The sequence below is a fragment of the Peptoniphilus indolicus genome, from assembly GCF_900454665.1.
In the GTDB taxonomy this organism is placed as follows: Bacteria; Bacillota; Clostridia; order Tissierellales; family Peptoniphilaceae; genus Peptoniphilus; species Peptoniphilus indolicus.
This window is the reverse complement of the sequence record NZ_UGTH01000001.1, coordinates 157074-170397: the sequence shown is the minus strand read 5'-3', so window position 1 is coordinate 170397 and position 13324 is coordinate 157074. Positions and strand designations below refer to the sequence as shown.

Here is a 13324-nt window from a genome sequence, read left to right as displayed (position 1 = left end):
GGAGTAAAGATGCTAAATTTTAAAGCTGAAGTAGCTAACATACTTGCAGAAAAAATTGATAGTTTAGATTATGAGAAGATTTTTTCTTTGATAGAAACACCACCAAGTTATGATATGGGAGATTATGCTTTTCCAGTATTTTCTCTTGCAAAAGTATATAGAAAGAACCCAAATATAATAGCAGCAGAAGTTGCTGAGTCAATCAATAGTGATTTATTGGAAAGAGTTGAGTCAAAAGCTGCTTATGTAAATTTCTTTATAGATAAAAATAAACTTGTCAAAGAAGTTTTAAATACTGTTGAACAGGAAAAAGAAGAATTTGGTAGAGTAAATGTTGGTAAAGGAAAAGATGTAATAATAGAATATTCTTCTCCCAATATTGCCAAACCATTTCACATAGGACATATAAGAACTACAATTATTGGAGATTCATTAAAAAGAATTTACAAATTTTTAGGATATAATGTAACTTCATATAACCACTTGGGAGATTATGGAACGCAATTTGGGAAGCTTATAGTTGCAATTGAAAAATGGGGGAATAGAGAAGAAATAGAAAAAAATCCTATACCTGAACTTTTAAAATTGTATGTTAAAATAAACCAAGAAACTGAAAATAACGAAGAATTATTAAATGAATGCAGATATTGGTTTAAAGAACTTGAAGAGGGAAATGAAAAAGCTGTTGAACTTTGGAAATGGATAAGAGAAGTTTCAATGGAAGAGTTCGAGAGAGTATATAAGATTTTAGATGTGGATTTTGATTTTTATATGGGCGAATCTTTTTATTCGGACAAGATGGCTAGAGAAGTTGAAGTAATGGAAAGAAAAGGTATTTTAGAAATTTCTAATGGAGCTAAGATAGTAAATTTAGATGAACACAATATACCGCCAGCACTAGTTATAAAAAGTGATGGTTCAACAATATATCTTACAAGAGATATAGCAACGGCTGTATACAGACAAAACGAACACAACCCTGAAAAAATTATATACGTTGTAGGCTCTCAACAAATATTACATTTTAAACAATTAAAATATGTATTAGAAAAGATGGGATATGATTGGTTTGAAAAGATAGTTCACGTTCCATTTGGAATGGTTTCTCTACAAGAAGGAACTCTTTCAACAAGAAGAGGTAATGTAGTTTATCTTGAAGATTTATTAAATAAATCTATAGAAAAAGTAATGGAAATTTTGAACAATCGTGAAAAAGAAAAAGGTCAAAATATTGATGATAAAGAAAAGCTTGCTAAGCAAGTAGGGGTGGGGGCTATCAAATTCCAAGAACTTTTCAATCAAAGAATAAAGGACTATACTTTCGATTGGGAGAACACTCTTTCATTTGAAGGTGAGACTGGACCTTATGTTCAATACACTCATGCAAGAATAAACTCGATTCTTGAAAGGGGAAACTTTGAACAAATTAATGTAGAAGACAATTTATTAAAAGAAGAATCTGAAATAAATTTATTAAGACTCATCTATAATTTCTCAAATGTAGTTATAGACGCGCATGAAAAGTATGAACCATACTTTATAACAAGACATATAACAGAAGTTGCAAAAGAATTTAACAAGTATTATAACTCTACTCAAATATTAGTAGAAGACTCAAAGTTAAAAGGACAAAGACTTATGCTTGCATATGCAGTAAAAACAGTTATTAAATCAGGACTTGGACTTTTGGGAATAGAAGCTCCAAATAAAATGTAAAGTAAAGAATATCTGAAGTTAGCGCTTCAGATATTCTTATTAGTATTTATACTATTATCCTATTAAATTTAGATATATAACCAATCCCTATTGGTGATACTTTTAACCATCTCTTTTGTTAATTTATTTATCGTTTCACACAACCTATCCACTACGTCTGATAATGTGTGGAAAAATTCATTTTTAAATCCCATAGTCCTAATTTGTTTCCAAATCTGTTCTATGGGGTTCATTTCTGGTGTATATGGTGGTATATGCATTATTTCTATGTTTTCCGGTATTCTTAATCCTTTGGATTTATGCCATGTTGCTCCATCACATACTAGTAGTATCATATCATTCTTATAGGTTTTGGAGAGTTCTTTTAAAAATATGTTCATACAGTCTGTATTACAATACGGCAATATTAAAAAGAAGTTTTCTCCTGTTGTTGGTTCTACTGCTCCATAAGTATATCTGTATTCTCTTAAATGATGACAAGGTACTGATGGTCTTATTTTATGGTTACCCCAACAGTATTTCGGCTTATTTATGCGACCGAATCCTGCTTCATTTTGGAACATTATTCTTACTTTTTTATCCGGGTTAACGTTTCTAAGTTCTTTTGCTCTGCTGTTAATTTTTTTGAGGTCTCTATGACCTCTTTACTTGCTTTCTTAGGATGTTTACTTCTTGGCATTATTTTTCTAAATCCGTGTCTTTTTAGTACTCTATATATTTGACCCGATCCTATGGAATGTCCTACAAGCTTTACATATGCTTTTTCTATTTCTTTGGCTGTTACTATTTGTCCACTTTCTGCTTTTTCTTCAAATTGCTTTAGGAATTCTTTTTCTTCTTCAAAGCAGAGATTTCTATGATTGCCTTGTCTTTTTTTATTTTGTAATGCGTTTACAGAATCTTCTCTGTATGCTTTTAACCATGCGAATACTGTAGATTTTCCAACATCTAATTTTTCAGATATGGATTTGGCACTGTTGCCTTTAAGTTTTAGTATTATGGCTTTAATCCTTATATATTCTCTTTTGTTATTAGTTTTTTTGAGTTCTACTTCTAATTCTTGAATTTGTTTTTGTATATCTTTCATAATATTATTATACTACATTAAATCACACAATTGTATCTATTGTTTAACGGATATTAGCATAAAATCTTCAAATGGATATTTTTATTTTGTACTCCAAATTTAGTTGAGCATTTAATTTTCAGTTTTCTTATTTATACTTGAAGAATTTATTTAATAATGATATTCAAAATCTATACTAATTATGATAAAATAAAACCGAGGGAATTCTCGGGGAAATATGCGGGAGGTTTGATGTTGAATAGTATAAAAATGAAGGTAGGAAATATTAGAAAGAAAGAAATTAGAGTAACGGCAATGAAATGTTTTTTAAATAAAGGTTTCGAAAATACAACGATGGAAGATGTAATTAGAGAAGTCGGTATGAGTGTAGGAGGTGTTTATCATCACTATAGTAACACAACTGAAATGCTTAAGGATTTAATGATAGATGGAAACGAGTATAGGAATCGCATAATTGATGATTATTTAGATAAATATAAATTTGAAGACAAATATGAAAATATGAGTAATATTCTAGTTGAAAAATGTTTGTCGGATACTGAAAACACAAAAGTTTATGCACTTTTATTACAGGCTAAAAAATATAATAGTGAGCTTGAAGACTTATTTCAAGAATTAAAAACTGAAACTGTTGAACAATTAAAAATGATCTCAAAAAAATTAGGAATAGATGCTGACATTTTTTCAGATGGTTTTTTGGTTGATTATATAAATGGAATAATACTTAGTAATTATATTTTAGGTGCGAAAAAAACATTTGAAAGTCAAAAAAATTTCCTAAAAGAAGCATTTGTTTTCTATATAAAAAAAATAGATGAAAAATGATATGAACTCTGGTTGTAAAAATTCAAGTAAAATTTTAAAAATAGTTAGAAATACGAATGTTGAAAACCTCTAAGTTGGAAATTTGAACTTATTATTAAAATTGTACACAATAAATAAACTCATTAAAACCTAATTTTTAAACATATGAGAAAAAACAATTTAACATTTTTTGTGTAAGACAATTGTTTTTTTAATAGATGAATTGCATTAAGTTTATGGAAGTTAAAAATAACATTTGACAGAAAACTATTGAGAATAATATACACAATAATTATGAAAGATGTTGGTTTTGATAAAAGTAAAATGATATCACAAATAAGGTATTTAGAGTAATTATTAAACGATACTGCATAAATTTATTAATATAATTGGCTAAATAAAGATTAGAGTAGTAAAACCAACAAAAGTGAAAATCCTGTAATCTTTCCATTAGGATATAATCTTGCATACGAGTATAAAGGGACTCACATATAGATTAAGGTGGATTAAGAAAGTTTGGGAGACAAATCCTGTTAGAAAGAGGATTTACTATTATATAAAGTGAGCAAAAAGTTATTATTTATAAAAAATAGATAGAAGTTACTTTTATTAAAGAGGAGAAAGAATATGAATAAGAAAGATATGAAAACTCAACTTTTGACTAAAAATCCAAAAGATTTAATGTTTCAACTAGCTTTACCAGGTATTATAGGAATGCTTGTAATAGGTCTTTATCCATTTATGGATGGTGTATTTGCAGGGTGGATTATTGGAGATTATGCTATGTCTTCTATAAGTATTTCTATGTCACTTACTTTAATTAATGGGGCAATTTCGGCATTGATTGGTGTAGGCAGTGCATCTATTTTATCGAGGGCTATTGGAAAAGGTAATAAGGAAACAACGGATAAAATTTTTGGGAATTTAAGTTATTGGGTAATAGTATTCTCGGTTTTTATTACCGTATTGGGCATTATTTTTGCACATAATTTTTTAGATTTAGTAGGGGCGCAAGGGGATATAAAGGCCCTTAGTATAAGATATTTAAGAGTTGTTTTCTTAGGTTCAACATTTGTTAATTTTGCTCAAGCAGGTAATATGACAATGCGTGGTGAAGGTGCATTAAAACAATCTATGCTTATCATGGGGGCAGGAGCTTTATTAAATATAATACTTGATCCGATTTTTATGAAATTGATGGGTAAATATGCAATTGAAGGCGCGGCGATTGCGACTGTAATCTCCCAGATTGTGCAAGCAGTTTTAACACTACATTATTTTACTAAAAAGAGTGCATTTGTTGGTATTCATAAAATAAAAAAGGCAAGTGAAATAGCAGGAGAAATGTTTAGTATAGGAAGTTCTGCTATGATGATGCAATTATTATTTGCAGTACAACAAACATTTCTATTTAAGCAAGCATTTAAATATGGTGGAAGTGATTGGGGAATTTTAATGTCTGCCACAATGAGATTATATATGTTTTCATTTATTCCTTTATGGGGTATGAGTCAAGGATTACAACCTGTCATAGGAACTAATTTTGGGGCAAAACAATATAATAGAGTAAAAGAAACAGTGAAGATATTTGCTTGTGGTGCAACAATACTTGCTGCTATATCTTGGATACCATCAATGTTCTTATCTGAAAAGCTCTTATCATTATTTAATGTTAGAACTGAAATTTTGACTGCAAATGTGGTTTATTTCAGAATGTACTATTGTACTTTTATTATGTATGGAATTATGATCATGACGCTGACTTTCTTCCAATCCGTTGGCGATGCAAAAAAGGCTGGAATGGTTGTAATGATGAGACAACTGATATTTTTTGTTCCGGCTATATTAATATTGCCAAAAATGTTTGGCGCCTCTGCTGTTTGGTGGGCTCAGCCAATTGTTGATTTTAGTATTATTCTACTTGGATTATTTTTAATGCTTAGCAGAATTAGAAAAATAGAAAAAGAAGAAACTATAAATTATTAGGTACCTAATTATTAAAAGTCGGAAATAAACCATTTAGAAAGGTTTGATATATTAATATTATTTAAATGCAAGAAATGTGGTGTAAAATGAAAAAGACTTTTTGTAAATCTATAGAAGAAAGAAATAACAATTGTAAAGCTTTGTTTAAGAAAAATAGATATTAAAACTTTAGGATTGTCAAACATATGTGACTAGAAAGCAATCTAATAACATTTTCAAAGGACATATCCCCTTGACAAAAGTAATGTATATTTTTGCCAAGGGGAGAAGTGAAGTAGTCTTGACAGAGATATGCATTATTGAGTTTGCAAAAAGAAGTAATGGAACATTCCGAATAATGACAGAATGGGCTGCAAGTAATGATTGTTTTGTTGTTGCAAGTGTTGTCTCATTAGCGGAAAAAGGTAATGAAAAATTAAATAATCCGGGGATTGATTTGTTCAAAATAGAAAACGGGAAAATACAAGAAGTGTGGACTTTTGCAGAATATCAAGAGATAGAAGATAAGTTTTGGGAATAAATCGAATTTATTTTTAGTGAATATTATTAGAGGATAGAAAAAATAATCTTTTAATCTTTTGCTGAAAAATTAAATACAAGGTTTTTTACAGATGAATAACATCATAGATTAAAGAATAACCTTGAATAAGGGCAAGAGTATGTTGAATTTGTTGCAAACTTTATGTAATAATTCTATCATTTTAGTTATAATCATCTTGACAAATATTGAATTTAAATTTATTATTAAATATAAATTCAGTATTAGTGTAGAAAGAGGTGTGTTATGGCACAAGTGTTAAAAGAAGAAGTCAGAAATAGAATACTGGAAGCAGCAGAAAAAGTATTTTATAAAAAGGACTATAGAGGTGCCAAATTAACAGAAATTGCAAAAGAAGCGGATATACCTGTGGCACTAATATATACCTATTTCAAAAATAAAGAAGTTTTGTTTGATGCAGTAGTAAGTTCTGTTTATATAAATTTTGAGTCAGCTTTTGATGAGGAGGAGTCTTTGGAAAAGGGTTCTGCTTCTGAAAGGTTTGATGAAGTTGGAGAAAATTATATTCATGAACTTTTAAAAGAGCGTAAGAAGTTAATTATTTTAATGGATAAAAGTTCAGGTACAAAGCATACAGAAGCAAAACAAAAACTCATATCGCAAATGCAGGTTCATATTGAAGTGAGTTTAAAAAGACAATCAAAAGAGGAATATGATCCAATGCTTGCTCATATTTTAGCCAGTAACTTTACAGAGGGGCTTCTTGAAATAGCAAGGCACTATCAAAGTGAAAAGTGGGCAGAAGATATGCTAAAACTTGTTGCAAGATGTTATTACAAGGGCGTGGAATCGTTGTGAGGCGGATTTAATATGAAATAGGGTTGATCTGGAGGTTGTTATGGAATTTTATAAAGCGTTAATAGGAGAAAAAAGTAATAAGAAAAATATATTTAGTGATTTGATTGGAGAGTGGAATATTGAATGGATTGATGGTAAAGGTACTGAAAATGAAAGACATGTAATTGGAGAGTGGATATTTTCAGAAATATTAAATGGAGATGGAGTACAGGATGTTTTCATTTGCCCGTCAAGACAAGAAAGAATATCCAACCCTCAGCTTGATGCAGAATATGGGACAACGATAAGAGTATATAATCCTAAAAAACAAAAGTGGGATATTTGTTATACTTGTTTGGGGAAAATGGTATATTTAGAAGCTGAAAAAGTAGAAGATAGAATTATACTAACAAATCTAAATAATGATAATGGTTTAAATTTATGGGTATTTGATAATATTTCTAATTCAAAATTCCATTGGGAAAATAAAACATCTTTTGATAATGGAAAAACTTGGAATACAAATGGCGAGGTGCTTGCAATGCGAAAGAGGAAATGTCAAGAATTAGGAGCTTAGCAGTAGTATTTTAGCACTAAAAAATAGACTTTGTGTAATTAGCAAAGTCTTACTTTAAGCCTTAATATTGAATTATAATTCAATATTATTCAATTTTGGAAGGAGTGTTGTTTATGACAGAAAAAGAGTTAAGAGGAAAAGCGATAGGGAATAATTTGAAGTCAAATATATTACTTACTTTAAGAATACTGTTTGATTTAATACCGCAGGTATTGCTTGTTTATTTAATCAGTTCCTTGATTACACAGGATACAGAAACGGGAAAGTTGAAATATATTTTTCTTATAATGCTTGCATCATTTGTGCTAAAAGGAGTGTTTTATTATTTTGCGACAAAAGTTGCCCATGAAAAAGCATACGAAAAATTGACAGAACTTAGGATAGATATTATCGGGCATCTAAAAAAACTAAGCTTAGGATTTTTCAAAGAACATAATACAGGGGAGCTTACGAACATTGTTCAGCATGATGTGGAGCAAGTGGAGGTATATCTTGCTCATGGCTTGCCTGAAATAATGGCAGTTACACTTCTGCCTACTATCATTTTCATAGCTATGATTTTTGTAGATTGGCGTCTTGCTCTTGGAATGATTGCCGGAGTTCCACTCATGTATTTGGTAAAAGTTCTTTCTCAAAAAACGATGAATAAAAACTTTGCTATTTACTTTAACCATGAAAGCAGGATGAGAGAAGAGCTAATGGAATATGTAAAAAATATTTCTGTGATTAAGGCTTTTGCTAAAGAAGAGGAGATTAGCGAAAGAACATTAAAAACGGCAAGAGAGTATATTTACTGGGTTAAAAAGAGTATGGGAGCAATTACAATTCCAATGGGACTCATTGACATATTTATGGAAATTGGAGTAGTTATTGTCATGATTTTGGGAAGTATATTTCTTTACTATGGAAATATTACAACACCTAATTTTATCCTTGCCATTATTTTATCATCTGCTTTTACTGCATCTATAAGTAAGACAGCAACCTTGCACCATTTTTCTATTGTATTTAAGGAAGCTATAAAGGCGATTGGAAAAGTTTTAACTGTTCCGCTTCCAAATAAAAAGATGGAACAAGGGTTAGAATTTGGAGATATAGAATTTAAAGATGTGAATTTTGCATACGGAAAAGATAGCTTTGAACTTAAAAACATCAATTTAACTTTTAAACAAAATAGTTTGAATGCCTTTGTCGGAGCGAGCGGCTGCGGAAAGAGTACGGTATCTAACCTGCTTATGGGATTTTGGGATGCAGACAGCGGACAAATAAAGATAAATGAAAAAGATATAAAAGAATATAGTCAGGAAAATATTTCGGAACTTATCGGCAGCGTTCAGCAAGAGGTTATACTTTTTGATTTAAGTATTTTTGAAAATATAGCAATTGGAAAATTAAATGCAACAAAAGAAGAAGTCATAGAAGCTGCTAAAAAAGCAAGATGCCATGATTTTATTTCTGCTTTACCAAATGGATATGAAACACGAGTAGGTGAAATGGGAGTTAAGTTATCCGGTGGAGAAAAACAAAGAATCTCCATTGCGAGAATGATACTTAAAAATGCACCGATTTTAATATTAGATGAAGCAATGGCAGCTGTTGATAGTGAAAATGAAAGACTAATCGGTGAAGCGATTGACGATTTAAGCAAGGATAAAACGGTTATTACAATTGCTCATCATCTAAATACGATTAGAGATTCAGACCAAATTATAGTTATGGATAAGGGTGTTGTTCTTGATGCAGGAAGCCATGAAGAGCTGATGAAAAGATGTGATTTTTATAAGGATATGGTTGAAGCACAGAACAAGGTTGATAGATGGAATTTGAAAGACAATTGTCTTTCACGAGCAAGCAGCAAAGCGGATTGCGAGTGTACGGAGGTGGTAACAGAAAATGTTTAGAGAAATGTTAAAGCTACTTACAAAAACCGGCAAGAGAGATTTGATTATATCAAGTGTATTCTTTGCCCTTTATGGACTAAGCTCCATAGCCATGATTGTTATCGTATTTTCTATACTGTTTCAGATATTTGATGGGACGAGTTTAGATATGCTTTATAAATATTTTATTGCGATTGGATTACTTGTAGTCTTCAAAGGCATTTGTAATATGGTCGCAGATATGAAAAAGCATAGTGCAGGTTTTGATATTGTTCAGCAAATCAGAGAACGAATGATTATCAAATTAAAGAAATTTAGTTTGGGTTTTTATACAAATGAAAGATTGGGAGAAATCAATACAATTTTACACAAAGATGTTGATAATATGTCCCTTGTTGTAGGACACATGTGGTCAAGAATGTTTGGCGATTTTTTGATAGGTGCAGTCGTATTTGTTGGTCTTGCAAGTATTGATTTCAAACTTTCTATTATTATGGCTGTATCTGTTCCGATTGCACTTATCTTTCTATATCTGACAATTAAGCAATCTGAAAAAATAGAAAATCAGAACAACTCAGCACTTCTTGATATGGTTAGCTTATTTGTTGAATATGTTAGAGGAATACCTGTATTAAAGAGTTTTTCAAACAATAAGAGCTTGGATAATGAGCTTATGAATAAGACAAAAAGGTTTGGAGAAACAAGCAAAGCAGCTTCAAGATTTAAGGCAAAACAGTTATCTATATTTGGTTTTTTACTGGATATTGGATATTTAGTTCTTTTAACCTCTGGAGCAATACTTGTTGTAAAGGGAAGTCTTGATGTACTTAATTTTATTATCTTTGCGGTAATTTCAAAAGAGTTTTATAAGCCGTTCGCTTCTATGGAACAACACTATATGTACTATGTTTCGGCGGTAGATAGTTACGAAAGACTTTCAAGAATTTTATATGCAGATGTAATCCCGGATAAAGTGAATGGGATTATTCCGAAAGATAATGATATAGCTTTTGAAAACATAGATTTTTCCTATGAAAAAGATGAATTTAAAATGGAAAAATTGAGCTTTTCTATTGCTGAAAAAACAATGACAGCCTTAGTTGGAGAATCAGGTAGTGGAAAGACTACTATAACCAACTTGCTTTTAAGATTTTATGATGTGCATAAAGGAAAAATTACACTCGGAGGAATTGATATAAGGGATATTCCTTATGATGAGCTTTTAGATCGTATCAGCATTGTCATGCAGAATGTTCAACTGTTTGATAACACGATTGAAGAAAATATCAGAGTAGGTAAAAAAGGAGCTACAAAAGAGGAAATCATTAAAGCTGCAAAGAAGGCAAGGATACATGATTTCATTATGAGTTTACCAAAAGGTTATGAAACTGATATTGGAGAAAATGGTGGGCTTCTTTCAGGTGGACAAAGACAAAGAATATCTATTGCAAGAGCTTTTCTAAAAGATGCACCGATTTTAATTCTTGATGAAATGACAAGTAATGTTGATCCTGTAAATGAATCTTTGATACAAGATGCCATTACAGAACTTGCAAAGAATAGAACCGTACTTGTAGTGGCTCATCATTTAAAAACAATTCAAAAAGCTGACCAAATTCTCGTATTTCAAAAAGGAAATTTACTTGAAAAAGGAAAGCATGGGGAACTTCTTGAGAAAGATGGCTACTACACAAAATTATGGAAAGCTCAGTATGAGGTGTAACCATGATTTTGTTAAAAGATGTTTCTTATGAATGGGAAGATGGGCGAACTGCTTTAAAAAATATCAATCTTGAAATTAAAAAAGGTGAATTTGTTTTAATTTCAGGAAAAAGTGGAAGTGGTAAAAGCACTCTTGGAAGTGTAATGAATGGTCTTATTCCGCATTATTACAGGGGCAAAATGCAAGGGGAGGCCTTTGTGTCCGGAAAAGATATAAGCAAATTATCGCTTCATGAAATAGGGCATATTGTAGGGACTGTATTTCAAGATCCAAGAAGTCAGTTTTTTACGACAACGACAGATGAAGAAATAGCTTTTGGGCTTCAAACCATCTGCAAATCAAGAGATGAGATCAAACAGAGAGTAGAAGCAGTATATGTGGAGTTGGATATTGAGGAACTTAAAGGAAAATCTGTTTTTGAATTATCAAGCGGGCAGAAACAAAAGATAGCTATTGCAAGCATCTATGCAATGAATCCGAAAGTTTTAATTTTAGATGAACCTTCAGCAAATTTGGATATGAAAGCAACATTTGACCTGTTTTTAATTTTGGAGAAATTAAAGAAAAAAGGAACAACGGTTGTTCTAATTGAACATCGTTTGTACTATGTAAAGTCTTTATTTGACCGTTTTCTTTTGATGAAAGACGGAGAAATTACGAAAGACTTGAGTCGGGAAGAAGTTATCTATCTTGAAAGGGCGTTTTGGGATGAAAATGGACTAAGAACTCTTGAATTAGAAGAATACAGGATAAGTGAGAAGAAAGATTTATATCAATTAAATGATGAAAGTATCAGTGGAAAAGGCTTGAAATTTTGTTACCCAAGTGCAACTAAGGTTGGAAATAAGCAAAACCAATACATCTTAAATCATCTTGATTTCAACATGGAGTACGGAAAAGCCATTGGTCTTATAGGGTTAAATGGTACCGGGAAAACCACCTTTGCAAGAGTGCTTTCAGGACTTGAGAAGATAGAAGAGGGAAAAATATGGGCGAGGAAAGATAAGTCGCTTAATCATAAAGATTTAATGGATATGTCATATTTTGTCTTTCAAGATTCAGACTATCAGTTGTTTTCGGAAAGTGTACTTGATGAAATGCTGCTTGGTATTTCAAGTAAAGATAAAAAAGAAAATACTCAAAAGGCAAAGTCTATTTTGAGTGTACTTGGCTTAGATAAATACATTGATAAGCATCCGTTTGCTTTATCAAGAGGAGAAAAACAAAGACTTACAATAGCTTGTGGAATGATGAAACGGGCAAAGGTTTTTATCTATGATGAACCAACATCAGGTTGTGATAAAGACTCAATGCTTTCAGTGGCAAAATTGATTGAAGAACAATTAAAAAATGGGATAACAGTTTTGGTGATAAGTCATGATTTTGAGTTTTTAGCGAACACAGTGAGCAAGCTTTGGGTAATGGGAGATGGAAAAATAGAAAAAGTTTTGAATATGAGTGAAAGTAATAAATTTCTCATATTAGACAAGATGAGAGGAGGTAGAGAGCTTGATAGATAGAAAAACAGTCGATCCGAGAATAAAACTTACTATACTTCCAATTGTTGGATTTACTAGCTTTTTTATAAGCGATACAATTCTACTTTTTGTACTAATTGCCTTTGCCTTTTTTCTGTATGTATACAGCAGTATGTGGAAAAGAGCATTACGCTTTATTTTGTTTTTTGTGTTTTTATACTGCATAGAGTTAGGGCTTGGAAAGTTTTGTGAAGCAAGCATCGTATTTGCAATATATATGTTTATTTACTTTGCAACAAGAATGACCTTAATTGCTATGTTTGGTGGATATATAACAAAGACTACAAGTGTAAGTGAAATGCTTGAAGCATTAAATAGAATGAAAGTACCAAGAAGCATTGGTATACCTTTTAGTGTTTTGCTTAGGTTTGTACCAACTATAAAAATAGAAGTCAAGGCATTAAAAGAGAATATGAAGATTCGAGGAATTGTAACAAGCAGATTTTTCCCGTTGCTACATCCAATTAAATATATTGAATATACGCTTGTTCCGCTTTTAATGAGAATGATTAAGATTTCAGATGAACTGTCAGCTTCAGCACTCATTAGAGGACTTGATAGTGATGAGAAGAGGGTAACATTAACAGAATTGCGGTTTAGAAAAACAGACTTAATGATTGGACTATTAGGAGCTTTGATGATTGCTCTTGTGATAGTAATACAGAAAATTTATTAGG

Annotated in this window: 12 protein-coding genes; 10 read left to right on the top strand and 2 right to left on the bottom strand. The window is 31.1% G+C overall.

Going from position 1 to position 13324, the window contains the following annotated elements:
• Nucleotides 1–9 precede the first annotated feature (9 nt).
• Nucleotides 10–1716, top strand: a complete 1707-nt coding sequence (gene argS, locus DYE58_RS01010; RefSeq protein ID WP_004822974.1) for an arginine--tRNA ligase — start codon at nucleotides 10–12, stop codon at nucleotides 1714–1716.
• A gap of 68 nt (nucleotides 1717–1784) precedes the next feature.
• Here the strand turns inward: argS and DYE58_RS01005 are convergent, their stop codons facing one another.
• Both DYE58_RS01005 and DYE58_RS01000 read right to left on the bottom strand, forming a co-directional pair.
• Nucleotides 1785–2279: an IS630 family transposase gene (locus DYE58_RS01005; RefSeq protein WP_115311925.1), complete on the bottom strand. Its 495-nt coding sequence runs from the start codon at nucleotides 2277–2279 to the stop codon at nucleotides 1785–1787.
• 5 nt (nucleotides 2280–2284) lie between these two features.
• Nucleotides 2285–2803, bottom strand: coding sequence for a helix-turn-helix domain-containing protein (locus DYE58_RS01000; RefSeq protein WP_115311924.1), 519 nt, complete (start codon nucleotides 2801–2803; stop codon nucleotides 2285–2287).
• Between the two features lie 231 nt (nucleotides 2804–3034).
• Here DYE58_RS01000 and DYE58_RS00995 point away from each other — a divergent pair, with 231 nt between their 5' ends.
• From DYE58_RS00995 to DYE58_RS00955, 9 genes are all read left to right on the top strand, one after another.
• Nucleotides 3035–3628 (top strand): TetR/AcrR family transcriptional regulator, encoded by a 594-nt coding sequence (locus DYE58_RS00995; RefSeq protein ID WP_425451994.1) that lies wholly within the window; start codon nucleotides 3035–3037, stop codon nucleotides 3626–3628.
• 606 nt (nucleotides 3629–4234) lie between these two features.
• A complete protein-coding gene (locus DYE58_RS00990; RefSeq protein WP_004822973.1) occupies nucleotides 4235–5593 on the top strand; it encodes an MATE family efflux transporter in 1359 nt (452 codons plus the stop codon).
• 232 nt (nucleotides 5594–5825) lie between these two features.
• Nucleotides 5826–6113: a nuclear transport factor 2-like protein gene (locus tag DYE58_RS00985; RefSeq protein WP_245946029.1), complete on the top strand. Its 288-nt coding sequence runs from the start codon at nucleotides 5826–5828 to the stop codon at nucleotides 6111–6113.
• 264 nt (nucleotides 6114–6377) lie between these two features.
• Complete coding sequence (locus DYE58_RS00980; protein WP_004822966.1) at nucleotides 6378–6950, top strand: TetR/AcrR family transcriptional regulator; 573 nt, start codon at nucleotides 6378–6380, stop codon at nucleotides 6948–6950.
• A 40-nt stretch (nucleotides 6951–6990) separates the two neighbouring features.
• Complete coding sequence (locus tag DYE58_RS00975) at nucleotides 6991–7506, top strand: hypothetical protein (RefSeq protein ID WP_004822963.1); 516 nt, start codon at nucleotides 6991–6993, stop codon at nucleotides 7504–7506.
• Nucleotides 7507–7619: 113 nt separating this feature from the next.
• The gene (locus DYE58_RS00970) at nucleotides 7620–9407 is read left to right on the top strand and encodes an ABC transporter ATP-binding protein (RefSeq protein WP_004822960.1); all 1788 of its coding nucleotides are present in this window, start codon (nucleotides 7620–7622) and stop codon (nucleotides 9405–9407) included.
• A complete protein-coding gene (locus tag DYE58_RS00965; protein ID WP_004822958.1) occupies nucleotides 9400–11109 on the top strand; it encodes an ABC transporter ATP-binding protein in 1710 nt (569 codons plus the stop codon). Before DYE58_RS00970 ends, DYE58_RS00965 begins: the two co-directional genes overlap by 8 nt.
• A gap of 2 nt (nucleotides 11110–11111) precedes the next feature.
• Nucleotides 11112–12629: an ABC transporter ATP-binding protein gene (locus tag DYE58_RS00960; protein ID WP_004822957.1), complete on the top strand. Its 1518-nt coding sequence runs from the start codon at nucleotides 11112–11114 to the stop codon at nucleotides 12627–12629.
• Complete coding sequence (locus tag DYE58_RS00955) at nucleotides 12619–13323, top strand: energy-coupling factor transporter transmembrane component T (RefSeq protein WP_004822955.1); 705 nt, start codon at nucleotides 12619–12621, stop codon at nucleotides 13321–13323. Before DYE58_RS00960 ends, DYE58_RS00955 begins: the two co-directional genes overlap by 11 nt.
• The last annotated feature ends 1 nt before the right edge of the window (nucleotide 13324 follow it).